Source organism: Methanothermobacter crinale (genome assembly GCF_055397825.1).
Genome location: NZ_AP042450.1, coordinates 1,434,347 through 1,460,134, shown reverse-complemented (window position 1 = coordinate 1,460,134; position 25,788 = coordinate 1,434,347). Strand labels below are relative to the sequence as shown.

28 protein-coding genes and 1 pseudogene are annotated in these 25,788 nt (G+C 41.7%); 15 read left to right on the top strand and 14 right to left on the bottom strand.

The features are described 5' to 3' along the window. The 3 genes from ACZ5XX_RS08255 to hisG are packed head-to-tail and all read right to left on the bottom strand — an operon-like array spanning position 1 to position 2,296. Complete coding sequence (locus ACZ5XX_RS08255; RefSeq protein WP_464584311.1) at positions 1 to 1,125, bottom strand: TIGR04083 family peptide-modifying radical SAM enzyme; 1,125 nt, start codon at positions 1,123 to 1,125, stop codon at positions 1 to 3. Positions 1,126 to 1,141: 16 nt separating this feature from the next. Next, positions 1,142 to 1,288 (bottom strand): TIGR04165 family Cys-rich peptide, encoded by a 147-nt coding sequence (locus ACZ5XX_RS08250; RefSeq protein ID WP_464584309.1) that lies wholly within the window; start codon positions 1,286 to 1,288, stop codon positions 1,142 to 1,144. A 27-nt stretch (positions 1,289 to 1,315) separates the two neighbouring features. Next, positions 1,316 to 2,296 carry an ATP phosphoribosyltransferase gene (hisG, locus tag ACZ5XX_RS08245; RefSeq protein WP_464586345.1) on the bottom strand — a complete coding sequence of 327 codons (981 nt, stop codon included), beginning with the start codon at positions 2,294 to 2,296 and terminating at the stop codon, positions 1,316 to 1,318. Between the two features lie 110 nt (positions 2,297 to 2,406). Between hisG and ACZ5XX_RS08240 the strand changes: the two are divergent. Next, positions 2,407 to 2,649, top strand: a pseudogene (locus tag ACZ5XX_RS08240) (TMEM175 family protein); the annotation flags it as partial. Between the two features lie 361 nt (positions 2,650 to 3,010). Here the strand turns inward: ACZ5XX_RS08240 and ACZ5XX_RS08235 are convergent. Next, positions 3,011 to 3,412, bottom strand: a complete 402-nt coding sequence (locus ACZ5XX_RS08235; protein WP_464584307.1) for an NUDIX domain-containing protein — start codon at positions 3,410 to 3,412, stop codon at positions 3,011 to 3,013. A 373-nt stretch (positions 3,413 to 3,785) separates the two neighbouring features. Between ACZ5XX_RS08235 and ACZ5XX_RS08230 the strand changes: the two genes are divergently transcribed. The 3 genes from ACZ5XX_RS08230 to ACZ5XX_RS08220 all read left to right on the top strand — a co-directional run bounded on the left by ACZ5XX_RS08230 (position 3,786) and on the right by ACZ5XX_RS08220 (position 6,152). Then, complete coding sequence (locus ACZ5XX_RS08230; protein WP_464584305.1) at positions 3,786 to 4,673, top strand: CBS domain-containing protein; 888 nt, start codon at positions 3,786 to 3,788, stop codon at positions 4,671 to 4,673. Next, entirely contained in the window at positions 4,645 to 5,574 is a 930-nt protein-coding gene (locus ACZ5XX_RS08225) for a deoxyhypusine synthase (RefSeq protein ID WP_464584303.1), read from the top strand. Before ACZ5XX_RS08230 ends, ACZ5XX_RS08225 begins: the two co-directional genes overlap by 29 nt. Before the next feature lie 77 nt (positions 5,575 to 5,651). Continuing rightward, positions 5,652 to 6,152: a hypothetical protein gene (locus ACZ5XX_RS08220; protein ID WP_464584301.1), complete on the top strand. Its 501-nt coding sequence runs from the start codon at positions 5,652 to 5,654 to the stop codon at positions 6,150 to 6,152. Here ACZ5XX_RS08220 and pyrF read toward each other — a convergent pair. Next, a complete protein-coding gene (gene pyrF, locus ACZ5XX_RS08215) occupies positions 6,112 to 6,780 on the bottom strand; it encodes an orotidine-5'-phosphate decarboxylase (RefSeq protein ID WP_464584299.1) in 669 nt (222 codons plus the stop codon). The two genes, ACZ5XX_RS08220 and pyrF, sit on opposite strands and share 41 nt — an antisense overlap. A 124-nt stretch (positions 6,781 to 6,904) precedes the next feature. Here pyrF and ACZ5XX_RS08210 point away from each other — a divergent pair, with 124 nt between their 5' ends. Further along, positions 6,905 to 7,972 (top strand): hypothetical protein, encoded by a 1,068-nt coding sequence (locus tag ACZ5XX_RS08210; protein WP_464584297.1) that lies wholly within the window; start codon positions 6,905 to 6,907, stop codon positions 7,970 to 7,972. A gap of 608 nt (positions 7,973 to 8,580) precedes the next feature. Here the strand turns inward: ACZ5XX_RS08210 and ACZ5XX_RS08205 are convergent. Then, positions 8,581 to 8,892: a hypothetical protein gene (locus ACZ5XX_RS08205; protein WP_464584294.1), complete on the bottom strand. Its 312-nt coding sequence runs from the start codon at positions 8,890 to 8,892 to the stop codon at positions 8,581 to 8,583. A 216-nt stretch (positions 8,893 to 9,108) separates the two neighbouring features. Here ACZ5XX_RS08205 and ACZ5XX_RS08200 point away from each other — a divergent pair, with 216 nt between their 5' ends. The 10 genes from ACZ5XX_RS08200 (at position 9,109) to ACZ5XX_RS08155 (ending at position 15,963) form a co-directional block, all read left to right on the top strand. After that, positions 9,109 to 9,654, top strand: a complete 546-nt coding sequence (locus ACZ5XX_RS08200; RefSeq protein WP_464584291.1) for a YIP1 family protein — start codon at positions 9,109 to 9,111, stop codon at positions 9,652 to 9,654. Continuing rightward, positions 9,654 to 10,484 (top strand): hypothetical protein, encoded by an 831-nt coding sequence (locus ACZ5XX_RS08195; RefSeq protein WP_464584289.1) that lies wholly within the window; start codon positions 9,654 to 9,656, stop codon positions 10,482 to 10,484. The genes ACZ5XX_RS08200 and ACZ5XX_RS08195 overlap by 1 nt, the downstream gene beginning before the upstream one ends. 136 nt (positions 10,485 to 10,620) lie before the next feature. Continuing rightward, a complete protein-coding gene (gene cbiM, locus ACZ5XX_RS08190) occupies positions 10,621 to 11,295 on the top strand; it encodes a cobalt ECF transporter S component CbiM (protein WP_464584286.1) in 675 nt (224 codons plus the stop codon). Between the two features lie 5 nt (positions 11,296 to 11,300). Further along, positions 11,301 to 11,585: an energy-coupling factor ABC transporter substrate-binding protein gene (locus ACZ5XX_RS08185; protein WP_464584284.1), complete on the top strand. Its 285-nt coding sequence runs from the start codon at positions 11,301 to 11,303 to the stop codon at positions 11,583 to 11,585. A gap of 11 nt (positions 11,586 to 11,596) precedes the next feature. Beyond that, positions 11,597 to 12,364 (top strand): cobalt ECF transporter T component CbiQ, encoded by a 768-nt coding sequence (gene cbiQ, locus ACZ5XX_RS08180; protein ID WP_464584282.1) that lies wholly within the window; start codon positions 11,597 to 11,599, stop codon positions 12,362 to 12,364. A gap of 47 nt (positions 12,365 to 12,411) precedes the next feature. Beyond that, positions 12,412 to 13,272 (top strand): ATP-binding cassette domain-containing protein, encoded by an 861-nt coding sequence (locus tag ACZ5XX_RS08175; RefSeq protein WP_464586343.1) that lies wholly within the window; start codon positions 12,412 to 12,414, stop codon positions 13,270 to 13,272. A gap of 6 nt (positions 13,273 to 13,278) precedes the next feature. Continuing rightward, complete coding sequence (gene ribC, locus ACZ5XX_RS08170; RefSeq protein ID WP_464584280.1) at positions 13,279 to 13,740, top strand: riboflavin synthase; 462 nt, start codon at positions 13,279 to 13,281, stop codon at positions 13,738 to 13,740. A gap of 60 nt (positions 13,741 to 13,800) precedes the next feature. Beyond that, a complete protein-coding gene (locus ACZ5XX_RS08165) occupies positions 13,801 to 14,499 on the top strand; it encodes a glycosyltransferase family 2 protein (RefSeq protein WP_464584278.1) in 699 nt (232 codons plus the stop codon). A 13-nt stretch (positions 14,500 to 14,512) separates the two neighbouring features. After that, the gene (locus tag ACZ5XX_RS08160) at positions 14,513 to 14,842 is read left to right on the top strand and encodes a DUF2304 family protein (protein WP_464584276.1); all 330 of its coding nucleotides are present in this window, start codon (positions 14,513 to 14,515) and stop codon (positions 14,840 to 14,842) included. Then, positions 14,839 to 15,963: a glycosyltransferase family 4 protein gene (locus tag ACZ5XX_RS08155; RefSeq protein WP_464584274.1), complete on the top strand. Its 1,125-nt coding sequence runs from the start codon at positions 14,839 to 14,841 to the stop codon at positions 15,961 to 15,963. The genes ACZ5XX_RS08160 and ACZ5XX_RS08155 overlap by 4 nt, the downstream gene beginning before the upstream one ends. Here the strand turns inward: ACZ5XX_RS08155 and gatE are convergent. From gatE to ACZ5XX_RS08115, 8 genes are all read right to left on the bottom strand, one after another. Then, the gene (gatE, locus tag ACZ5XX_RS08150) at positions 15,947 to 17,818 is read right to left on the bottom strand and encodes a Glu-tRNA(Gln) amidotransferase subunit GatE (protein WP_464584272.1); all 1,872 of its coding nucleotides are present in this window, start codon (positions 17,816 to 17,818) and stop codon (positions 15,947 to 15,949) included. The two genes, ACZ5XX_RS08155 and gatE, sit on opposite strands and share 17 nt — an antisense overlap. Before the next feature lie 6 nt (positions 17,819 to 17,824). Continuing rightward, positions 17,825 to 19,132 (bottom strand): Glu-tRNA(Gln) amidotransferase subunit GatD, encoded by a 1,308-nt coding sequence (gene gatD / locus ACZ5XX_RS08145; RefSeq protein WP_464586338.1) that lies wholly within the window; start codon positions 19,130 to 19,132, stop codon positions 17,825 to 17,827. A gap of 2 nt (positions 19,133 to 19,134) precedes the next feature. Beyond that, positions 19,135 to 20,565, bottom strand: coding sequence for a 2-oxoacid:acceptor oxidoreductase family protein (locus ACZ5XX_RS08140; protein WP_464584270.1), 1,431 nt, complete (start codon positions 20,563 to 20,565; stop codon positions 19,135 to 19,137). Continuing rightward, positions 20,555 to 21,607, bottom strand: a complete 1,053-nt coding sequence (gene vorB, locus ACZ5XX_RS08135; RefSeq protein ID WP_464584267.1) for a 3-methyl-2-oxobutanoate dehydrogenase subunit VorB — start codon at positions 21,605 to 21,607, stop codon at positions 20,555 to 20,557. Before vorB ends, ACZ5XX_RS08140 begins: the two co-directional genes overlap by 11 nt. Then, positions 21,588 to 21,839, bottom strand: a complete 252-nt coding sequence (locus ACZ5XX_RS08130; protein WP_464586336.1) for a 4Fe-4S dicluster domain-containing protein — start codon at positions 21,837 to 21,839, stop codon at positions 21,588 to 21,590. Before ACZ5XX_RS08130 ends, vorB begins: the two co-directional genes overlap by 20 nt. Further along, entirely contained in the window at positions 21,836 to 23,515 is a 1,680-nt protein-coding gene (locus ACZ5XX_RS08125) for an AMP-binding protein (RefSeq protein ID WP_464584265.1), read from the bottom strand. Before ACZ5XX_RS08125 ends, ACZ5XX_RS08130 begins: the two co-directional genes overlap by 4 nt. 11 nt (positions 23,516 to 23,526) lie before the next feature. Continuing rightward, a complete protein-coding gene (locus ACZ5XX_RS08120) occupies positions 23,527 to 24,075 on the bottom strand; it encodes a helix-turn-helix domain-containing protein (protein ID WP_464584263.1) in 549 nt (182 codons plus the stop codon). A 116-nt stretch (positions 24,076 to 24,191) separates the two neighbouring features. Continuing rightward, complete coding sequence (locus ACZ5XX_RS08115; RefSeq protein WP_464584261.1) at positions 24,192 to 25,682, bottom strand: TrkH family potassium uptake protein; 1,491 nt, start codon at positions 25,680 to 25,682, stop codon at positions 24,192 to 24,194. Positions 25,683 to 25,788: the final 106 nt, after the last annotated feature.

The window sequence follows — 25,788 nt, the reverse complement described above, 5'->3', positions numbered from 1 at the left end:
TTAAAGCTTTTTTAACATTAAATCGATAATCCTAGCCCTCTCATCCCCACCTTCAATCCCATGAACCACAAAATCCCGATTAACCCTCCTTTTCATCTCATCAAATATCATCTTATAGGCTTCGCATTGATGATCCACACCATCAAGTTCCATCCTACCATCATCAACACTTATTGCATTATATGGACACCCACCAAGACAAAAACGATAATAATCACAAGATGAACACTCCCGATCCACGAGCCTCCTCCAACCTCTAAGCCTCCTCAAAGCCTCGGACTTTTCAAGATCGTCCATGCTCGGCTTATCATCAACATTACCCATAACATAATCTTTCATCTCCACAAAACGATAACATGGATATATATCCCCATGAGGATCCACAGCAAAAGTATTACCCACACAATCTGCAAGAGTGCATACAACACCCCGTCTCATAAACATGCTCTTGGCGAAATGGTCAAGATTCCTTATCTCAATCTCGCCAAAATGGGACAAATACTCATCAAGAAGATAAACAAGAAGCTCACCATACTCCCTAGCACTTATACTCCATTTTCTAGGATCCTCACTTTTAAGAGATGGTAAAGCTGGGTGCAATTTAAGGTTCAAACCATTCTCCAAGAAGAACTTGAAAACCTCCTCCTTGAAATTTATGGAATATGAAGTGAAAGTACTGATAAAACTCACATTCAAACCATGTCTCCTGGCAACCTCATATCCGCGCATCGTCTTCTTAAAATAGCCTTCACCCCTCTGAAAATCGTTTATCTCCTCAGGTCCATCCAAGCTGGAACCGATGGGTATATTGTATTCAGCGAAAAGTTCAGCCAACCGATCATTCATCAACCAAAGATTTGTCTGTATGGCGAATGCGGGATTTAACATGGACAATTCCCTGCTCAATAAGGATAAAGCCTCCTTATAGAATTCATAACCTGCCAATAAGGGTTCACCCCCATGGAATGTGAAGGTTACAGGCTCCATCCTGAAACCCTTAAGCCAAGAAACAATCTTTTTTATTATATCTATACTCATTATGGTGGAGTCTCGTTCAACACCCCAACAATAACTACAATTTGATGGACAGTTCATGGTAGGGATTATCATAACATGAAAGGCCAAAAACTAACCCCCCCTATCATTTTTGGAATACATACCCGCACTTTTCGCATACTATCTCCCTAAGAGTAGCAAAGGCCTTATGCTCGTCTATTATCTTCCTTTTAACTATCTTATCCTTGGAACCACAACATGGACATTCTTTGAACAAATCTTCAAATTTCATTTTTCCACACTCTCTAGCTTATACGGTTTATTCCACATATTGTTTGACCTTCTCTCTTACGATCGAGGATGCTCCCAAGCCTTTAATACCGCTTAGCATTTCTGGAAATTTATTCTTTGGTATTAAAACGTTTACCTGAGAGAATTTCATGCCTTTTACTATTGTCGGCTCCTGTGAACAATACTTTTTGGAGATTAAGAATTCCTTGACATCTTCTAGTTTTTCATTCTTTATATTGAATTTAACATCAAAGTAATTTCGGGCTTTTATAGCCCCGAATAATTGTTGATATATCATCTTGGCCTTCTCTAGTTTTTCCCCTTTGCAGGTTGGCCCAGCATATAATCCTGCACTGGATTCCATTATAGTGTCGATGATTTTTAAACCGGCCTTCCTGAGGCTGGTGCCGGTCTGTGTATTATCCACTATAAGGTCAGCGCCCTTTGCAATGTATACTTCGGTGGCCCCATCTGAGTTTATTATTTGGACCATTTCATTGTCACCATCCCTAAGACCCCTTATTTGGACCATTGGGGTGCTGTCGCCGAATATTTTCTTGTAGCCTGGGTTTTCCATGAAAAATTCCCTTGCAAGGTTGGGATATTCTGTGAAACATAGTATGGGCTTTTCACGGTCGCTGTTCGCCAGGAAAAATTCTTCAAGGGAATTGTATGGCTCCTCTTTGGGTACTGCGACTATTAGGCGCGTCTGGCCATATTCGAGGTCGCCTATCTTCTTTATCTTGTTGTTGTTGGATTCTTCACGCACCCAATCTTCGCCTATTATCGCGATATCGAGCATGCCCCTGTTTAATTCTACCGGGGCGCTCTGTGGCCTGGTGAGATAAGCCTTTATTTCAGGATCGTTCAGGATTCTGATCTCGTTTTCTTCCCTCCCGGGTTCATAGCCTTTGATCTCGTATCCAGCATCAACGAATACTTGGTAGGTGTTTCCCCTGTTAACATTGTTCAGGCTGCCCTTTGGCAATCCTAGTATGATCTTTTCCATGATTATCAAACTCCGTTCTATCATTTTAGCTGAGAAATTTTATAAATCTAACCTTTCTTTTTTTGTGGGGGGAAAATATTAATAGTCTATATGGTGGAGATCTTATATCCATGTCTAGTATGCGGATGAAAACTTCACGTATTGAAACGCTTGTAGATGGTATATTCGCCATTTCGATGACTTTGCTTGTTCTAACCCTTGATATTCCGAATATTCCCAGTTCTCTGAGCGAAACTGCTTTCCAACGGCAACTAGGAGTGCTGTGGCCACAGTTGTTATGTTATTTTCTTTCCTTTTGGATATTGGGTGGTTTATGGCGTGTTAATCATCAGCAGTTCAATTTCATCAAGCGCACTAACCCAACATTGATAACCATAAACATTTTCTGTTTAATTTTAATAGCTATGATACCATTTTCCACTGAGATGGTCTCTACTTATGGTATCAGTTACTTCACAGCTAATATAATCTTCCAGGCTAATCAATTATTGGCGGGTATCCTATATTATGTTAATTGGGAGTATGCCCTCTGGAATGGTCTGGCAGAGGTTGATGGGAGGACAAGCAGATTCATAAAGGATAGTAGTCTTGTTTTACCCATATGTTCCATTATAGCTATGGGTTTATCCTTTTATATGTATGCGTGGAGCAATTTGATATATTTAACCATCCCAGCTTTCAAGAAGGTGTTGGAGAGAAAATATTTTCCAAAAGCTACTTAAAAGTATTTTTAGATTTGATGAAATTGTAAAACCAGTCTGTGAGTTCGTAGTATCTGAGGTCTTCTGGTTTCACCCAAGCATAAGCTTCATGTTCACCATTTAACCTGAGCCTGCCATTGGCAGAACACTCGATTATAATATGTATGGCCTTGAATATGGTTAGTTCTTGTTCCGCAACTCCAAGGATCCCATCAGGGTTTATATCTAATCCTGTCTCCTCTTTAACTTCCCTTTTAAGGGCTTCTTCTATGGGTTCTCCAAGGTTTACTTTACCACCTGGCAACTCCCACTTTAAGGGATTGGTCTTACAAGTAGCAGATCTTTTTATTATGAGGATTTCACCTTTATCATTTTTTATAAAAGCCCTAACTGCAAGTAAACATAATGATACCATCCCCTTCTACTCCCTGAAATTTTCTCATAAAGCTTATTGGAATCCTATGAATAGTCCCATTATTTATTTGTTTTTGTCAAAGGGCAATAACTTTTGAATGTTCTATGAGACACTTTGGGCTTCTTTAGGTGCTCTTGTGGCTTGGGAGGGTGGAGAGTAGCCCCCATAAAATTGTGGACTGTGAGCCCCCCGACGAGGTGATCAATAGGGAATAAACGCCCCCTCACATGGAACAGAAAAGCCCCACCATAGTGTAATTCACCAAAGGTTTATGATATGTTGGAGGGATCTTCAAAACTAGGATGGGGAGCAAAATTATATTAACAACAATTATAATTATTATTCATAGCAAATATGATTTTAGGTGTTATAGATGCTAACAGCCGTCCAGAAAGAAATACTACAAACACTCATCAACCTTTACAAAAAATCCGATGGAAAATCCATCAAAGGCGAAGAAATAGCAGCATTAATGAACAGAAACCCAGGGACTATAAGGAACCAGATGCAATCACTAAGGAGCCTAGGTCTCGTGAAGGGGGTTCCAGGGCCCAGGGGCGGGTACAAGCCAACAATAAAAGCATTCCAATACCTAGAGATATCACCTGTAGAAATGAAGGCCCAAGTCCCCATTTACAAAAACGGGGAAAAACTCGAAGATCTTTCAGTTTCAAAAATAGAATTCACGAGCATACCACACCCGGGAGAATGTGAAGCAGCCATAAAAGTAGTCGGCAGCATAAAAAACCTCAATTTAGGAGACAGGATAAGAGTGGGGCCAACGCCAGTAAACAAACTCGTGGTAGATGGTATTATAGTGGGGAGAGATGATATGGATAACATGGTCTTACTAGACACAACAGGTATCAGGAGCATACCTCAAAAGACAGTAATGGAAGTAGCAACCCAAGACCTTGTAACAATAGAACCAGAAATGAGCCTTAAAGAGGTGGCGAAGATACTCTCAGAGAAAAACATTGAAGGAGCCCCGGTAACGGAAGACGACAAGATAGTGGGTATGCTAACACTCAGTGACATAAACAGGGCAATAGCAGAAGGCAAAGAGCAATGTAAGGTCGCTGAGATCATGTCAACCAGCATAGTGACAGTTGACAAGACCGTGATGATATCAGATGCGATAGAGATAATGAACAAACACAACATAGGCCGCCTAATCTTGGTAGATTCTGAAAAGAGGCCCATAGGGATCGTGACACGCACAGACATACTAGATGCGATTTCAGGACTCAAAAACAGGTAGGAAAGTGAAGATGAAAGTCCAACACATGACAATAGAAAGTGGAATGAAAGTCAAGGAATTAATAGATGAGATGGGTCGGGCTGGGGTTCTCGGAGCCGGGAGAGTATACAAGGCCACCAGACTATTATCTGAGATGTTCCAAGATGATGAAATGAACATTTTCTTTAGCATGGCAGGGCCCCTCGTAGCGGGTGGCATGCGAAGGATCATATCAGACCTTCTAAAAGAGGGTAAAATCCAAGCCCTTATCACAAGTGGGGCTAACCTAACCCATGACTTATTAGAAGCGTTCGGCGGCGGACACTACCACAACTTCCAACCCTGTGAGACGAAAGTAGGTCATATCAAGGACATTTACACAAAAACAGAAGACTTTGAAGTCTTCGAAGAGAAGATATTAAAGATTCTAGAATCTATCACTTCCACTGGGCATATTTTTTCCATAAGGGAATTTATCCATGAGATGGGAAAACATATCCAAGATGAAAATTCTATAATAAAGAATGCTACTGATAATAACATACCGGTTTATGCCCCTGGGATAATCGATAGTATGATAGGACTTCAACTTTGGATGTTCACCCAGGAAAACCAATTATGCCTTGATGCGGTAGCTGATATGCACCACCTATCAAATCTAGTATTTGAATCCGAGAGGATAGGCGCCATAATACTAGGTGGTGGGGTGCCAAAACATTATACTCTAGCATCAACCATACTTAGAGGGGGAGTTGACGCGGCCATCCAGATAATCATGGACAGGAGCGAGGCAGGGAGCCTTAGCGGAGCACCATTAGAGGAGGCGAGAACATGGTCAAAAGCCCGAACAGATTCTAAACTAGTGACTGTTATAGGGGATGCCACAATATTGTTCCCACTGATATTAGCAGGCGCGCTCTAACCCCCCCACACGACATACAGAACTGAATAAGTGTTCATATGATAGAACCGCTCTTATATTTTTCTTCTGGTTTTCTTATGAAGCTTGCTGACGATTTTGCCGATGAAACCACAGCTAGGATACCTGGGGCTATCGCAGGGATCCTCTGCGGCGCCTCTGTCGGATTACTTGTCATTATAAGCTCTGACGCTCCATATATATTTTTTGGGATACTTATAGGCGCGTTATTGGCTGGTAAAATAGACAATTTAAACCATTTTCTTGCGGGGGCTATGTTCCTCCTAGTAGCCCTTTTGTGGGGGCTACCAGCCCTTGAACCGGTGACTTTGATTGCGTGTGCCTTGGGGGCTTTCTTGGACGAGATTGGACATGACCAGTTGAAGGGTAGAGGTTATCTTTCCATGGTATTTGAGTTTCGTTTAATCCTTAAAATGGGACTTTTAGCCCTTGCGATAATCCCATACTTTATATCGTGGATACATGGGATAAGATGGTATTCTCTCATATTCTTCTTGTTATTTGAATTATCTTATGAGTTCACAGGCCGGTTTGATGTGCATCTTCTAGAATCTCTATAAGTTCCTCCATAGTCTTTCTCGGATTCTTTGAAAGATAAATTGTCCTCCCGATTATTAAGGCATCTGCAAATTTCAGCGTCTTAATGATTTCACCACCCTGGAATCCCACACCAGGTGATATGATGAATGCATCATCACCTACTATGCGCCTTATCCTCATAAGACTTTCAAGTTTTGTGGCTGGGGCAACATAATTTCCCACTCCCAATTGTACTCCGAGTTTTGCTATTTCTTCTGAGACTTTGCCCATGAACTTTTCTGATCCTGGATGTGACATGTCAGCGAGTAGAAATATTTCCTTTCCTTTCTTATTGGCCGCGTCCATGCATGCTTTTATACTATCAGGGCCTGGGAAACCATGTACTATGATGGCATCTGCACCATACTCAAATGTTATATTACAGATTTTCTCATTTGTCTCGGGTATATCAGCAACTTTAAAATCTGCTATTATCTTGCATTGTAATTCCTCTTTGAATTCTTGGATGCATCCCATCCCAGCAGAGAGTACAAGGGGATAGCCTATCTTAACCGTGTCTATATAATCTATTACTTGAGCTGTTACCCTAAGAGCCTTTGTTGGGTCTGTTAGATCCATCGCCAAAATTATATTATTTTCCACCATCATAAAGGGTAATATGGTGACACATCATATTTTATCTTAGGGGGAATCAAGAGTTGACGAAGATTCATCCCCAAAAAAAATTCGTGTGCATTTTTGAGACTATTCATTAGTGGGGGGTGTCCTACTAATGAAGAGTCTTGGTCTAATATTCAAGGAATTATTGGAAAGTGAGGGTATAGATAAGATTGGGGGCCTTCATAGGATGAGAGGAGATGATCCATTCCAGGAGATGGCTATTTCAATCTTGGATGGGAAAGGTGCTATAATAAGATTGGATGAGCCTGTGAAACCGGCTTGGAGTTTGGATGGCGAGCTTGTAGGATCCAGTCGCTTCGTTTATTCTCCCAGTGGCCATGATGATACTTTGATAGGGAGAGAAGAAATCAAAAGAGAACTTTCAAAATATGAACACCCTTATTTTATAATAGACTTAATGTATTGGGATGAACACACAGATAAAGAGAAAAGAAAACTCGCCTTACAATTAAACCAATCGTATGGGCTTATAAGAGATTATCTATGGGGTGAAAGGCTGGTTCTCACATGGCTTAACAAGAGAGCAGAATCTTCCATGCACTTCCCACTCCAGAGGATAACAAGCTTCAAAGGCCCCACACATAAGTTTTTGGCTGAAAATGGGATGAGAGAAGCAATACTCCTAGACCCATGGGCAGAGAAGGATATAAAACCAGAAGATTTCATTTCAAAGGCGTTCATAATAGGGGGTATAGTTGATAAAACAGGCAATAAGAAAGGCGCAACCCCAAGGATGGGTGAAAAACTTCAAGAAAACGGGATAAAAGTCAAGAGGAGGAGAATATCACTAAGAGGGGATACTGTAGGAGTCCCAGATAGGATAAACTTAATCCTGGAGATTCTTCTTAAAATGATCTTTGAGGATAAGAAAATGGAGGAAGCCATCCTCGAAGTCCAACCATACAAGGATGCAAGATGGCGACTTAGAAAAGAATTGCCAAAGCATAAAATCAAATTGGGTAAAATGGTCATAGTTGAAAAGGAACTATTCTACGAGTATTCAAGGTGGCTTAATATCAGATGGAAGGATTTCCAGAAAGTAGTGGATGATTTGAAGTTCATAGCGTTGGAGAAGGATGAGATTAGAAAAGTCATTACAAAAATGTCCTCAAGGTATTGGCGTGTCATGGATTCCTCGGATGTCCTAGGCGAATTTTAACACCTCTTGCCACCCATTGTTCTGTGAAATTCTTAGATAAGTTGCATCCCCAATCCAGACTTTGACTCGTAGTCTCCCTGGGGGAGGCCCCCCCATACCATCATATATTTTATGGTGCCTTCGCCGCTTGGAAATGCAATTTCTTATACTTAATATCGTGGAGCTGTGTGGGGGGGCTGCCTTTGTCAATTTTGGAATTCTCAAACATTATTGTATATGACCCGAACTTATCTTGTAAGTTTCCTTGAATTGCGAGGTTCCAATTCCCCTTAAATGATTTAGTCTTTCGTCCTCCGAGGCGCCTTTATTTGACACCTTCAGATTTAGAAAACTAACAACAAGTTTGTGGGGGTTTTTTAGTTCGATGATGCAATTCATTTACCTTTTCTAGTCCATAGATTTTAAGAGCTTCTTGAATTTTTATCATATGCCAGATAATACGGTCACGCTTTCAGGTTCCATCCTACGACCCCTTGGGATGATCCGACAATGATAATGTTGTTATATGCTTTAATATGGGCTGGGATTTGGCTAGTAGTCAACCATGTCCAATGCATTTGTTGATATCTTCCCCTTATCTTTTGAGATTTTTTTGAAGCCCGGTCTCTTCATGATCTTATATTCTTTTCTAGAACCGCTATAGCTTCCCTAGGATTCACACTATTCAATAATGTGTTGCAGAAATCGTAGCTTCTACCATTATCAGAAGTTCCCCTATTTTCTCTCTCCACAAGTTTATTTTTAGCTTGGTGAAGCGTCTGTGAGGATTTTTTTATGAGCTGATATTCTTTGGATGGAAAGTAGCCTGTGATATCCGGTTCTTTAATTTTTGCGGATGTTGACCATATCAAGGATTGGGGGTATTTTTTCTGTTCGATAAGTCTTGATTTTTTGATGTTTGTTGTTCGATAAATTCTCATATTCTAAGAGCAAAAAAATAGGCAACCGTTTGAAGATGGGGGGAATTTATTGAGAAATCTTGGAGAATATATAAAATGAGGAGCATGTTCAATAGGAACACATTATATATAACTTTAATCATATTTTTTCCTTGAGGGTGTGTTATTTGGCAGTCACCCTTTGTTAGAGTCTAGGGTTATTTATAAGATGGAGGTGGCCTTTTGGTTAAAACCGTGATGAATTTCTCTAGGGACCTTTTGAGGGTTCTGGTCTCCCCAGAGGAGACGTTTAAGGTTGTGAAGGATAAAGGTTTGGAAAACCAGGGCTTGTATCTTTATATTTTCCTCTGTGCGTTCCTTGGTTTTATGTTAGGTGGAGTGGCATCAGCTTTAACTGGAGTGTGGATAATTTTCCCAATAGTCTTTGCCGTGATAGTCACAGTAATAGCATTGTTAAAGCTTATACTATGGGCTATTATTTCGCATATTGTCGCAGTTTTCGTTTTTAAGGGAAAGGGAAGTCTTACAGGTACTATTAAGCTCATGGGATTTTCAGCGGCGCCATTCATCCTCGGGATATTCGCTTTAATGGCGCTGATATTAGCTGGGACGATTTTCACATCAACCATGCTCTTTGTCATAATGTATATTTGGGCTATTGTAATCGGATCAACAGCTGTAAACATCGAACATAGGATCGGTTTTGGAAGATCATTCCTGTCAGTTCTTGGGATACCTGCCCTTGTAATAGTGGGGTTAATGATGCTTGTGGGGGTGTTCTAGTGAATGCTGAGAAATTTTTCAGTAGTATAATCATCATAGTATTAGTAGTGGCTTTTTTAACAGCAACGGCGGCGCCAATTTTCGGGCCGGCGAAGGAAAAAGTTATCAAGGATACTTTCACTTTAAATGAGAGCCAGGTATCAGGCATAAAATATGTTAATATAAATGTTGAATCTAATGCATCAGGAGTGACTGTGAAGTTCAGGAATGACACAGATTCCATTTATACTATTGAAACAGAGAGAAACCATGAGGATGCGAAGCCTACAGTCAATTATACAGTTAAAGGAGACACCCTCAACATTGATATGAAGGCAGATAAGGGTTCTGTGGATATTCTGTTGTCAAATAAGTATACATACAATGTAACTACTCGGAGCAAGGTTGGCGGAGTTGCAATAGTGCTTGGAAACAATTCAAAGATTGATAATATAAATTCGACAATTCAATATGCTGGTGGCGGGGCTCTGTTAATCGATAAGGCAACATTGAAGAATGTGTCGATGAAAGTGAACACTGGAGGATTCTATATAGCATTGTTAAACCCGGAATTTAGGGGTAATGGTTCCATAGTTGCGAATGTTACCATAGGTGGTGTAACAGTAGCTCCAATGGGTCCATCGATTCCCTTTAGGATAATAGCAAATGTTGACAATGGAGGTGTCACATTTAAACCAAATGGCTTCAATGTTGTAAGAAACACGACGAGTTATCTTGAAATGGAAACAAGGTCCTACAAGTCTTCAAAGAACAAGTTGGAGATGAGATGTGGGGTTGGTCTTGGTGGTGTGAGTATAGGCACTTTGCAGATGCCAATACAACCAAGTTAGTATCCCCACACTTAAACCCTTTTTTTTGTATGCTCATTAGGGGGCTTATCTTCCTTCTATAGAAAAGTATTTATAGGATGCCCAATCCAAACTTTATTCAAGTTTACTTTAAAAAAAATAAATGATGGTGATATCCTTGCATATCATGGAAGGTTTTCTACCATGGCAATGGTGCATCCTCTGGTATGCCATCTCCCTACCAGTTATCATATACGGTATAATAAGGATAATGAAAGTTGCAGATGAACTCCCAGAATCAAAACCACTATTAGCCGTGAGCGGAGCATTCATATTCATACTATCCTCCCTCAAAATGCCATCAGTCACGGGAAGCTGCTCACACCCCACAGGAAACGGACTAGGGGCAATACTATTCGGGCCATGGATAACCACTGTAATGGCAGCCATAGTACTCATCTTCCAAGCCCTCCTACTAGCCCATGGGGGATTAACAACACTCGGAGCCAACACATTCTCAATGGGTATAATAGGTCCAATATTCGCATGGCTGACATACAAAGGATCCATAAAATTAAACCTGCCAATTTCAATTGCAGTTTTCCTTGCAGCATTCCTAGGAGATATCATGACCTATGTAACAACATCATTCCAGTTGGCCTTAGCATTCCCAACACCCAATCTAATAGCAGCAGCCTCAAAGTTCATGTTAATATTCGCATACACACAAGTACCCCTCGGAGTAGCTGAGGGATTACTCACAATAGTGGTGTTCGAAAACATCCTAAAATTGAAACCAGACATCACAGAAAAACTAAACCTACTAATCAGAAAACCAACAAGCACAAGGTGATTAAAATGGAGAAAAGGCATATTGTGATGCTAATAGTTGTCGCATTTATCTGCATTATACCACTCCTAATCTACAATGGCTTGGGGGAAGAACAGGGCTACTTCGGAGGCGCGGATGATAAGGCAAGTCAACTTATAGAGGAAACCGGTTACAAGCCATGGTTCGAACCCCTATGGGAACCCCCAAGTGGTGAAATAGAAAGTCTATTTTTTGCAGTGCAAGCGGCCATAGGAGCCCTCATCATCGGATACGTCTTCGGCTATTATAAAGGCCAACAGAAAACATCCTAGAGATGGGGAAAATGAACATTTCAACAGACTTCTACGCCCACCATAATAAGCTTAACAGGATACCCCCCATGGTGAAACTATCATGGGGTATCCTCACAATGTTATTCTCTCTACTTTCACCTTCACCGATAATACCAATTATAGTAGCCGTGGTAATGTCCTTTATAATTGTATTAATTGCTGGGATCCCATCACGCTATTATCTAAAGTTTATTAGCGTACCTTTCACCTTCGGATTTTTAACATTAGTATTAATGGCATTATTCTTTGGGGTTAAACCATCATCTGTAGGATTTTACTGGTTTAGGGTGTACTTGGATGGCCTTCACACAGGATTCCTAGCATTCTCAAGGATAATTGGTGGTTTCACCTGCTTGGCCTTTCTTTCACTTACAACACCCGTTAACGAGATATTCAAGCAATTAGAGAAGATAAAGATGCCCAGGATCATAATTGAGATAGCCCTCTTAATGTATCGGATGATATTCATTTTCCTCGAGGAAGCATCCACCATGTACAATGCACAAGAGACAAGACTGGGCTATAATAGTATCAGAAGTTCTATAAAATCCCTGGGTTTGCTTGCAAGCAACCTATTTATAAGATCCTGGTTGCAAGGAGAAAGGGTATACCAGGCAATGGAGACAAGATGCTATAATGGAGAAATCCCAACCATGAAAATCCATGAAACAGACAACAAATGGATAATACTAGTAATAGCCTTTGAGATAACACTAATCATTGGAGTATACTTCACAAGAACTATAAAAATTATATAAGCTTTTTTTAGACAATAATACTATTATACAATTTGGTGTTGAGGACCATGATACTAGAAGCTGTCAATGTTACATATGAGTACCCTGATGGGACAAGAGCCCTTAAAAATGTCAACTTTAACGTGGAAAAAGGACAGATGGTAGCCCTCCTAGGCCCCAATGGCGCCGGCAAATCAACCCTATTCTTACACTTTAATGGGGTACTCAAACCCAAAAAAGGGCAAATAAGAGTGGAGGGCGAACCCATCCATTATACTAAAGAAGGACTTATGAAGGTAAGACAAAAAGTGGGCATAGTATTCCAGAACCCTGACGATCAACTATTCGCTCCAACAGTGAAAGAGGATGTGGCATTCGGCCCATTTAACCTTGGCCTAGGATTAGATGAGATTGAAAGGAGAGTGAAAGATTCCCTTAGAAAAGTTGGAATGCTAGGATTCGAGGATAAACCACCACACCACTTGAGTGGTGGGGAGAAAAAGAGGGTTGCAATAGCAGGTATACTAGCAATGAACCCTCAGATAATGGTATTAGACGAGCCCACCTCTGGTCTCGACCCAAGAGGGGCATCACATATAATGAGATTACTATACAAGCTCAACAAGGAGGGGATGACCATAATCATAGCAACACATGATGTTGACATGGCACCATTATATGCTGATAAAATATACATCATAAGTAATGGGGAGATAATCAAAGAGGGCACACCCAGGGAAGTATTCAAGGATGTTAAAACCATAAGGGGAGCTAACCTAAGACTTCCGAGGATAGCCCACCTCATGGAAATACTCGAAAAAGAGGACAGACTCCCCTTTAATAAACCCTACCCTTTAACTATCGGGGAAGCCAGAAAAAGATTACTAGACAAGTGGCGGATAATAAAGGCACCATCTCATCCAGGGTGATAAAAGATGAAACGCATAGGGATATGTGACACTACCTTTGCAAGATATGATATGGCAAGCGCGGCCATTAATGAACTAAAAATGCACGCCCCCGAGTTGAAGATTATAAGGAGGACGGTGCCGGGTGTCAAGGACCTCCCAGTAGCATGTAAAAAATTGATCGAAGAAGAAGGCTGCGAGATTGTGATGGCCTTCGGAATGCCAGGCCCGGATGAAAAAGACAAAGTATGCGCCCATGAAGCTTCAACAGGACTCATACAAGCTCAGCTCATGACAAACACTCACATAATTGAGGTATTCGTCCACGAGGATGAGGAGTCCAACCCAAAGGATCTTAAAATACTCGCAGAAAACCGCGCCCGCGAACATGCTCAGAATGTTATAAAAATGTTATTCAAACCAGAAAAACTGACCAGAGAAGCTGGTATGGGGATGAGAGAAGGCAAACCAGACGTTGGTCCACTCTAATATGGGATACCCCCAAGCTCGTCATGATTAATTATTGGAGCCTCATCTAAGGGTGTGGTAATGGTAAAAAAGATGAATCCAAAGGACATTACAGTTATTGTACCCGCATACAACGAGGAAAACACAATACTCCAAGTTCTAAGCGAACTAAAGGATAGAGGTTATAGTGTTATCGTTGTAGATGATGGTTCAACCGATTCAACATCCGAACTTCTCCAAAAATTCAAGGATGATGATAGAGTCCGCGTTTATAGGCATATAATAAACAGGGGGCTTGGAGCGGCCCTTAAAACTGGCATGGAGGCGGCCCTTTTCAGAAGGCCATCCTATATTGTCACGTTTGATGCTGATGGACAACATGACCCAGATGATATAGAAAATGTTTGCAAGCCATTAACCGAGAATAAGGTAGATGTTGTTATCGGTCAAAGAAATTTCAATGAAATGCCGCTTTCAAGGAAAATTGGAAACCTCATCATGAACCTTATCACCTTGATATTCTATGGGGTCTGGTTTCCAGATTCACAATCTGGATTAAGGGCATTCACCTATAATGCGGCCATGAGGATAAATGTAAAAGATAGGGGTTATGGTGTATCATCTGAGATAATAAGTGAAATCAAAAAGAGTGGATTAAGGTTAATGGGCGTGCCCATAAAAACCATATATACACCCCAGACCATATCAAAGGGCACAAACCTTGCCATTGGCATTAAAATATTAATCAAAATGATAATCAACATACTAAAAAAATTATAACAGGTGCACGAGATTGCTATACCAGCTTATAGGAGTGATAACGGGCCTGATAGGGATAATAATATCCCTGAAAAGGTTTAAAGAAGGTAAAACGTCCCCCACAGTCTTCGTTATCTGGTTACTTGCGTGGCTTTCCTTGATCATAATCTCAATCAGCCCATATACAACATCATATTTCGCCAACATTATGGGGATTGGCCGAGGATTAGATCTAATCCTTATATTGGCCATAATAGGAGCCTACTATCTACTCTTCAGAATATATATCATGATAGAAAACATTGAAATGGAGCTAACAAGATTAGTCAGAGAATTAGCGCTCAGAGAAGAGGATGAAGAATGAAAATAGGGATAATAACAGAATATTTCCCAAAAACTCTAGAATTTGACATTAGAGGTGGGGCAGAGGCATGCGCATTCAACGAAGCCCACCAATTATCAAAAAAACATGAGATAACAGTCCTAACTTCAAGACAATCCCATGGAGACTATCACATAAATGATATGAAAGTTATAGGATGCGGCCCCCCACGCCCCTATGTACAGAAGGGCTCATTACTTAAACGTTTATTATTTATGAAAGACGCCTACAAAAAGGGCATAAAATATGACCTAGATGTGGTGATAGGCTACAATTTCATAACACACCCAATAGCATGGAAAATAGGGAAAAAAACATCAACGGTCTCAGTCGCGCGTTATCATGACGTTTGGATCGGAGAATGGATCAAGAATATGGGCATCACAGGCATACTAGGTGAGATACTTGAAAGATACAACCTCTCAAGGAACTTTAACCATATAATAGCCGTCTCAGAGTATACAAAGGATAAACTAGCTAAATATTTCCCACAAGAGAAAATATCAGTAATCCACAATATGGTAGACTTCAAAGTACCGGAGCATAAAAAATGCCCAGATCCCACCATAACATGCGTGGCCAGACTAGTAGAATACAAGAGAATAGAAGACCTTATAAAAGCAACAAGTCTGCTCATAGAAGAATTCCCACATCTTAGATGCGAGATCATCGGAACAGGACCATTAGAAAACCGTTTGAAGAAGCTTGCAAGGAAACTCGGCCTAGAAGAGCATGTAAGATTTCATGGTTTCATAGAGAAACATGAAGACGTTCTAAAAGTCGTGGCATCGTCTCACATATTCTGCCTGCCCAGTACAGTGGAAGGATTTGGCATAGTCCTAGTGGAAGCCATGAAATGTGGCACACCATTCGTGGCCTCGAGGATACCACCATTATTGGAGGCTAGCGCAGGCCGGGGAGGCTTGTTTTTCGAACCAAAAAATTGGAAAGACTTAGCAGAGAAAATTAGAACATTACTGGGAGATAGAAGACTCTACAATAGACTCAGAAGGGAGGGCTTCAAACAATCAGAAAAATACAGGAGAGAATATATAGGGGATAAATTAGAGGAAATACTGGAGAACCTCACTCTAGGGAGGTAAGTTTTTTCTTTATCTTTTCTTTGAGTATTTGATTTACAAGTTGGCCGTCGGCTTTTCCCCTTAACTTTTTCATGGCTTCTCCCATTAATGGGCCCATTGCCGCCATTTGCCTCTCTTTTATCAGTTCTTCCTTTTCTTCCATGATCCCCTGGATTATCCTCTCTACTTCTTCCCTGGTTAGGAGTAGGAGGTCTAGTTCTTTGGCTGCCTTAAGCGGTTCAACTTTCTTATCTGCCATATATGCTATGATGTCCCTTAGGGCGTCCTTTGAAATTTTACCATCCTCTAGTAGTCTCAAAGCTCCTATAATGTCTTTGAGTTTTAAATTTTCTATATTGTGGCTTTCTCTTTTGAGTTCTTGTAGGGTGTAGGCGAGTAATGATGCTATGAGGGTGTTTTCAACATTTAACTTGGCGAGTTTTTCAAAGTCCTCCGCAAGACCTTTTCTAACTAACTGGGATGCCAAATCTTCACTCAGATCATATTCTCTTTTTATCCTCTCTTTCTTCTCTGATGGAAGCTCTGGGAGCTCTTTCTTTAATCTTTTGATCATGTTTGAGCCGATTTTGAATGGGGGAATGTCTGTTTCCACGTACATCCTACTGGCCGTGGGTAATGGTCTTAGATATGAAGTGTTACCATCTTCTAGTGCCTTCCTTGTTTCTTCTGGAACGCCTTCTAGGGCCATCCTGGCCCTTGATATAACTTCTCCTAGGGCTGCCTCCGCTTTACTTTTTTCATCTGCTATGATTATTATAGCATCATTTTCGCTTGCTTGCATGTGTTGGATTAAGTTTTCAACTTCTTTTCTGCTTATACCATAAGCTGGGAGTTCATCTGTGTGGAATATGCCCGTCACGCCCCTTTTCTTGGCATAGTCTGCCAATTCTGTCCCCAGTCTCCTGTTTGGTTGAAGTTCCACGCCTATGAGTCCTGCGAAGCCTTCTAGTTTTATCGCGAGGACGCTTTCAGCACTTTTTATTATCTTTGATTTAGTGTCATTAAAAATCTCTTTTACATCGTATATTTTATCTTCGACCTTTGCTTTTCTCTTTTTGAGTCTTTCACGTATCTCTAATAGTTTTAATTGTCTTTGAACTTCTCTTTTAACGATCTCAGGTATTTTGTTGAGGTCTTGGACTCCCTTGACTTCGACCCTTGCACCATCTTTTATTGATATATTAAGGTCTTGTCTTATGGTCCCTATACCCCTTTTGACCTTGGTGCTGCGGAGTATTTGTCCTATCTGGTAAGCCACGTCCTTTAATTGGATGGGGTCCTTGATTGATGGGTCTGTTGTTATCTCGACGAGTGGTATGCCAAGCCTGTCCAAGCGGAAGACTATCCCATCTTCTCTTTCTTCTATTCTTCTTGCAGCATCCTCTTCAAGGCATAGGTTTTCTATCTTGACTCTGCCATGGGGTGTTTCAACATAGCCTTCTGTGGCTACGAGGCCTGTCCGTTGGAATCCACCGGTGTTGCTCCCATCTATTACCTGTTTTCTCATTGTGTGGAATTCGTCAACCACCTTCATATTAAGGAGTAATGCTATTGTCACTGCAATCTCTAAGGCTTCGCTATTTATTGGATGGGGTGGTTCCTCATCAGCTTCCACGAGACAAGTATGATCAGAATAGGCTTGATAATAGAATTTGAGCTTCCTTTTAGCCTCTTCGAATGCTGCTCGGTCTATTTTGCCTAGTTCGCTTTGTGTGGGCCTCAATCTCCTCACTATATTATATTCTGGTTCTTCATCTGTCAATTCACAATTACAGGGACAGAATAATTTCCCCTTGCTGTCAAGTTGTTGATGTATCTCCAAGCCCGTTTTTAACCCGATTTTATCCCAGTCCATACCCTTTCACCCTTGGAAGTGTCTGAGTGAGGATCTGTCCTCGATTTCACCAGCGATATTCTTGAGCATTAACCTTTTCACGGTTTCTGGGTCGTTGCTTTGGCCAAGGGCCCATACAAGTTTTACATAGGCTGTCTCGGGTAGCATATCAGCTACTGGTATCACACCAGCCCTGAGGAGTCTTCTCCCAGTACTATAAACGTTCATGTTAACTCTGCCATTAATGCATTGTGAGGCCATTGCAACTATGATTTCCATTTCATTCGCACGTTCAATAGCTGGTATAAGATTCTCGGGGCAGTGTCCGAGGCCTGTGCCTTCTATGACGATTCCCTTATAGTTTTTGTCAATGTAGTATTCTATTATTTCTGGGTTTATACCAGGGTAGGTTTTTATGAGGGCTACTCTTGGTTCTATCTTATCTCTGACTCGGAGTTCTTCTAGGCCCCTCTTTTTATAGTCTTTTCTTAGGATTCTGATTTTGTTGTCTTTGATTTCTGCTATGGGTGTGGTGTTTATGCTTTTGAAAGTGTCCCTTCTTGAAGTGTGCATTTTCCTCACTTTTGTCCCCCGGTGTAAATGGCAGCTTTTATCATCTATACTGGCGTGCATACAAACCATAACCTCTGCTATGTCGGATTTTGCGGCTACAACTGAACTTATAAGGTTGAGGTGCGCGTCAGAGGATGGTCTGTCAGAACTTCGCTGCGCCCCCGTGAGTATCACTGGTACGGGCGTCTTTAGGATGAAACTTAGCGCTGCCGCAGTATAATGCATGGTATCTGTCCCATGGGCCACCACCACACCCCAAGCCCCATCTTCTATCTCCTTGGCTATGGCATGTGCGGCTTCAACCCAATATTCTGGGAGCATATTCTCACTTAGAATGTTAAATATTGCCTTTCCGCGTATATTTGCAATGTCTAGGAGTTCTGGGTTTGCCCTTAATAAGTCATCTGCTGTGAATGCCGGGTGAACAGCACCTGTTTGATAATCTATGATAGATGCTACAGTACCACCCGTTGATATTATGGAAATATCTGGGAGTTGTGGGTTTCTCTCAACATCAACTGGTGGAAACTTTATCTTTGGCCTTGAACCCTCCTCTAGTAATTCTATAGTGGCCTCTTCTATCTCCACGCCAATATTGTAACCATTATCTAATTTTAGTACTAGGTGTTTGTCATCAGCATCCTCTGGCCTGTCGAGTAGCATCCCCTCATAGCTTATATCATCCCTTTCTACCCGGATTCTGTCACCGATTTTAATAGATTCTTTTTCGAGTACTTTTTTTGCAAGTCCCCTATAGGCCATTTTTATAAGCTCCCTTTCATGTTTTTTCGGGCCCATCTAGCCCCTATATCTAGTAGTTTTAGGTTTATGTTTATGATCTTCTCTTTTCCACTGAATATGAACCTTAGAGCGTCTTCAAATGATTCTCTGGAGAGTTTTGTGAGGCCTAATTCCATGAGAACTCCTAACATGACCGTGTTAGCAGCCCTTTCCACCCCTTCACTCTTCGCGATTTTAAAGGCTGGGACCCCTATGACATTACCTTTGCCCTCGTATTTTATGGTTGTGGAGTCATATAGGATGTGTCCATCATCTGGCACAGTGTGGGCGAATTCTTCGAGTGAAGGTTGGTTGAATGCGATCAATATGTCTGGTTCATCCACTACTGGTGAGCCTATCACACTACCTGATATTACAACTGCACAGCTTGAGGTTCCGCCCCTTTGCTCTGGTCCATAGGCCGGATACCATGACACGTGCCTGGATTCTGTGCAAGCCGCTTGTGCAAGGGCTAAGCCCATGCTGAGCACCCCCTGGCCCCCGAATCCGGCTATCTTCACTTTAATTTCTTCGAATTCCGGGTCGTCCTTGGGTTCTGGGAGCGACTCCTCTACTTGGAATATCCTGTCAAGGCTTTCCTTGGAAAAATCGCTATTGTCGCGTTTGAGGGGTTTGACCTCATCGGCCTTGTCCCTGAAATTTTTAACAGGGAATTCCTTCTCCATTTTCTCGTTTATGAATCTCTGGGCGCCTTCAGCATCCTGACGCAGATTTGTTGGGCATGGGGACAAGACTTCCACGAAGGCATAACCTTTACCATCACGTTGTATCTCAAGGGCTCTTTTAACAGCCTTCTTAGCCCTCCTAATATGCTTTATATCAGCCAAGGAAACCCTTTCAATAAATACTGGCGCTTCTAGGTTGTTGAGTAATTCGCATATATGTAAGGGGTAGCCTGCAAATTTTGGGTCTCTACCTCCTGGACATGTTATTGTGGGTTCGCCCACTAGGGTTGTTGGGGCCATTTGACCTCCTGTCATCCCATATACTGTGTTGTTAACGAAAAATACTGCCATTTTCTCTCCCCTGTTAGCGGCTTGTATTGTCTCGTTTAATCCTATTGATGCGAGGTCCCCGTCCCCCTGGTAGAGTATTAGGATGGCGTCATCTTCTGCACGTGATATTCCTGTGCCCACGGCTGGTGCTCTTCCATGGGCTACTTGTACATTACCACAGTCAAAATAGTAGTATGCGAATACTGCGCATCCCACGGGGCTTATGAGGACGGTTCTTTCTTGTATATTAAGTTCGTCTATGGCTTCTCCTATGAGCTTGTGCAGTATACCATGTCCACATCCTGGACAATAGTGTGTTGCTGTGGGTGCGCTTCCACCTTTTCTCTCGAATAGGTCAGGGATACACTTTGGTTTTTTGATGATTCTTTCAGCTGTCATGGGCTGCCTCCTTGATCTTTTTAACAACCTCTCCTAGTTGGATTAGGTTTCCACCCATCCTATTGACTAGTTCGATGTCTTGGCATCCTGTAGCTAGTCTTATATCCTCTAACATTTGGCCGTTGCTCATTTCTACTGATATGAACTTTGTGTCATCCTCACTTAACTTGGCTAGTTCGTTTTCTGGGAATGGGGAAACTGTTATTGGACGGAATAGGCCGACTTTTATACCCTCTTTTCGGGTGATGTCAATGGCTGTTCTTGATATCCTACTACTTATACCATAGGCTACTAGGATGATATTAGCATCATCTAACATGTATGATTCGTATTTAGCCTCTTTTTCTTTTATGCGCTTGTATTTCTCCTGTAAGTAGAAGTTGAATTCCTCGAGCTCGTCAAAATCGAGGAAAATGGATGTTACAAGGTTTTTCATCGTCTCCTTGTTGCCGCAGACCGCCCAGCTGGTGTCGGGTTTATGTTCTATGGCCTTCTCTGGGAATTTTAAAGGTTCTGCCATCTGTCCAAGAACGGCATCTGCTAGCACAATAACTGGGGTCCTGTACTTGTCTGCGAGTTCAAATGCTTCCATTGTAAGATCGCACATTTCCTGGACGCTATTGGGGGCTAAAACAATATTCTTATAATTTCCATGCCCGCCTCCCTTGACTAGTTGGGTGTAATCGGCTTGTTCTGGGCCTATGTTCCCGAGGCCTGGGCCGGCTCTCATCACGTCGACTATGACTGCTGGGAGCTCCGCGCCTGCAAGGAATGATATTCCCTCTTGTTTCAAGCTTATGCCAGGCCCTGATGATGCTGTCATTACACGATGTCCTGCCGCAGCAGCCCCGTATACCATGTTTATGGCTGCTTCTTCCGATTCTGCTTGCACAAATTTCCTGCCGACCATTGGGAAGTACTTAGCGGCTTCGTGGAGTATTTCGCTGGCTGGTGTTATAGGGTATCCGAAGTAGCAGTCGCATCCAGCATACATCGCTCCTATGATCACTGCTGTGTTCCCTTTAACCATCTGTGTTGCCATCTCGCCTCCTCCTTATTTTGAGTGGGATGTGAACTTCGATGGCGTGGGGCTCTGGACAAGTGTAGTAGCAGTTTCCACAACCTTTACATCCGCTGCCCTTGTATTCTACATAATGGTATCCTCTCTCATTAATCTTATCACTCATAAAGAGTACTTTGCCTTTACAGGCGAGTATGCATCTTTCACACCCTTTGCATTCCAGTGGATTAATTACTGGATATGGTTCCATTATTGTTCCCCTACTTTCTTCATGTCCCTTTCTCTTATCTCAACTCTCCTTATTTTGCCGCTGATGGTCTTGGGTAATTCGTCAACGAATTCTATTACACGAGGATATTTATAGGGGGCTGTAACCCTCTTCACATGGTCTTGTATTTCTTTTTTGAGTTCTTCTGATGGTTCATATCCTTTGGTGAGTACTATTGTAGCTTTTACTACTTGTCCCCTGATTGGGTCTGGGTAGCCTGTAACTGCACATTCTAGGACGGCTGGGTGGGATATGACCGCGCTTTCGACTTCGAATGGGCCTATACGGTACCCTGAACTTTTTATCATGTCATCGGTTCTGCCGACGAACCAGAAGTATCCGTCTTCGTCCAGCCATGCTGTGTCACCTGTATGATACTTGTTGTTGTACCATACTTCTCGTGTTTTTTCTTCGTCTCGGTAATAGCCGCCGAAGAGTCCTAGTGGTTTGCCCTTTGATGTGTCTATGACGATCTCTCCTTCTTCTCCCACATCTACCGGGTTTCCATTATTGTCAAGTAGTTCTATCTCATATAATGGTACTGGTTTGCCCATTGATCCTGGTTTGGGTTCCATCCATGGGAAGTTAGCGATTGACACGACAGATTCTGTTTGTCCATAGCCTTCCATGAGTTTCAGGCCGGTCTGTTCATAGAATTTATGGAATACTTCTGGGTTTAGTGGTTCTCCTGCGGTCACGGCATATTCTATGCTTGAGAGGTCATATTTTGAAATATCTTCTTTTATTAGGAACCTGTATACTGTGGGGGGTGCGCAAAAGGTCGTTATATTATAATTTTCTAGTTTTTTCAGCATGTTCACGGGGTTGAATCGGTCATAGTCGTAGGCGAATACTGCGCTTCCAGAGATCCACTGGCCATAGATCCCACCCCATACTGATTTGGCCCATCCTGTATCAGCCACTGTATAATGTAGGCCGTCCTCGCGGACGTTCTGCCAATATTTGGCGGTGACTATGTGTGCGAGTGGATATGTATGGTCGTGTTTTATCATCTTTGGCATTCCAGTTGTCCCTGATGAGAAATATACTAATAATATGTCCTCGTCTGAAGGGTAATCTTCTGGTTTTTTGAAGGTCTTTGGCATCTCCTCAAGTTTTTTTCTGAAATTGATCCATCCTGGCCTGTCTTCTTCGCCTACAATAACTTTTAGGAGTGGCCTGTTGCCCATTTCTTTGTGGGCTCTGTCGAAGCAGTCTGGGACGCCGTCTTCGGCGATGCAAACCACCATTTTTATATCTGCTTTTTTTATACGATATATTATATCTTTTTCTTTTAGCATGTGGGTTGCGGGGATTGCGATAGCCCCTATCCTATGGAGGCCTAGTAGGGCGAACCAGAAGTCGTATCTTCCTTTTAGGGTTAGCATTACTCTGTCGCCTTTTTTTATCCCGCATTCTTTGAAGAAGTTGGCTGCTTTATCTGAGTATTCCTTCATTTCTTTGAAGTTTATTATGCGTTCATCTCCATTGTCGTTACACCATACAAGCGCCTCTTTCTCTGGATGCTTCCTAGCGTACCAGTCAACCACGTCATAGGCAAAGTTGAAATTTTCTGGCACGATTATCTTAAAATTTTCCTTGAAATCCTCATAGGATTCGAATTCTATCCTGTTAACAAACTTTCCAAGTATGGACGCCATTGTCTCACCCTTTACATTATTATAGCTAGGAATTTCGCCCTTTTACCATTAAGGGCTTCCATTGCGTGTGGATATGATGAATCAAAAAATATTGAATCGCCCTCGTTGAGTATTATCTCATTTTCGTGGATATAAAATCTTATCCTACCCTCTAGGATGTAGTTAAATTCTTGGCCAGGGTGGCTGTTCATCTCTGGTTTATCTTCTCGAGGTTCCACGGTTACTATGAAGGGTTCGGCCTTTTTATGGATGAATTTTTCAGCGAGACTCTCATATTTGTACTGTTTGCGCCTTTCAACTTTAACACCTTTACCCTTTCTCGTAACAGTGAAAATGTGCATTCTAGCCTCTTCTCCTGTGAGAAGAAGGCTCATATCAACCTTGAGTTTCTGGGCTGTTTCAAATAATAAACTGGCGGGTATATCATCTTCTCCAGTTTCGTATCTCCTATAAGTTTTGAGGGGGATTCCAAGATAATCCGCCATTTCCTCTTCAGTGATCTTTGAAAGTTCCCTTAACTCCCTTATCCTGGCACCAATCTCCTTACTTTTCTCCTTCATAGCTACACCTCAAAATAGGAATTGATTTATTATATCCAATTTTTTAATATAAAATATCATCAGTCCCATGGAATATGATGTGGGGAGGTGCCAATTCCCTCATTTTAAGCACCCAGTTAGGTTTTAGATCTTCTCTTCAAGGTTCTTCTCAGCATGTTCATGGCTATTGTCACGGATAATAATACGGGCCATATTTCAAGTCTGCCCACCCAAAAATCAAGTATAAACACCAATTTTGTAACGGTTGGTGAAGTTGAAGTCATCAACCCAGAAGTGAGGCCCACATTACCCATAGCAGATGCAACTTCAAATAAGACCCCTCCAATGTTCGGATAATAGAATAGGAGCACTATAACACTTACCGCGTATATTAGAAGATAATTGAAAACAAACAATCCTGTTAATTTTAAAAGTTTATCATCGACCACCATATCAGTTACGTGATGAATCATGGTAGGTACCCTGGCCCTCTCCGGGAGTAAAAATGATCTGATCTCCCAGTATATCCCCTTTGCCATTAACCCAAGTCTTAACCATTTCATACCCCCTCCTGTAGAACATGACCCCGCACCTGCAATCATAAATATTATGAGCATAAAAATTCCAAGGCCCATCCACTGAGTTAATATCTGAGCCCCTGAAACTGTCTGAAAACCTGTTGTAGTTAATGCAGAAACCACTTGAAAGATAGAATACCTTAAAGAAGCCGGTCCATATGAAGGATGGAGGAATATTGCAACGACAACTGTCCCAAATATGAGAAAAGAATAAGCAACCTTGGTCTCAATATCTTTGAAGTATTCTCGCCACCTACCCCTAAGGATCGTGTAATGTAATGCAAAATTTGTAGCCCCAAGAAACATCACTACCATGGCAGCTATTTCTATCCATAGACTATGGTAATGGCCTATACTATCATTATAGATAGCAAAACCGCCAGTTGAAAGAGCGGTGAAACTATAGAATATAGAATCAAAGAGGGGCATCCCAGCCATTAAAAACAAGATTATGGAGATTCCTGTGTAGATAAGATAAATATATAGGATGATCTTCACTGTATGCTTTATACTTGGAAGTATCCTCTCGTCCCTGCCCTCGGCAAGATACAAGCGCATTATAGTGGAACCAGAGGATGAGAGAAAACTTAGTGCGAGGACTATAATACCGATGCCACCGATCCATTGTGTGAAACCACGCCAGAAATGGATTGTATAAGGAACATTATCCAAGTTTGGGAACATGGAAAACCCAGTAGTTGTAAAACCAGACATGGCCTCAAAATAGGCGTCAAGATAATTAAGTTGGCCGGAAAAGTAATATGGTAGAGCGCCGAGGGCGCATACAACAAGCCAGATAATAGCAGAGAACACCATAGCACTTTTAAGAGAAAATTCAACCTCTCCCTTGAATATTCTATAAAGAGAAAAGCCGATTAAAATACTTATACCACTGGAATAAAGAAAGGGGAGGATGAATCTTGTCTCATTGTATATTATGGCTACGATGATAGGGATCAACATTAACAAGCCTAGGAGTATGCATATATGACCTGTTTGATGACATATTAGGCTAAGCTCTCTTCGCTTTAATCTAATAAGATAATCCATAATAGATCCTCTTATCCTATCTTAGACTTTTCACGATTATTAAACCACTACGGTAGTGTGGGGGGAGTGTCCTGTTTCATCTGGAAGACTTGCTCCCCATGGGATC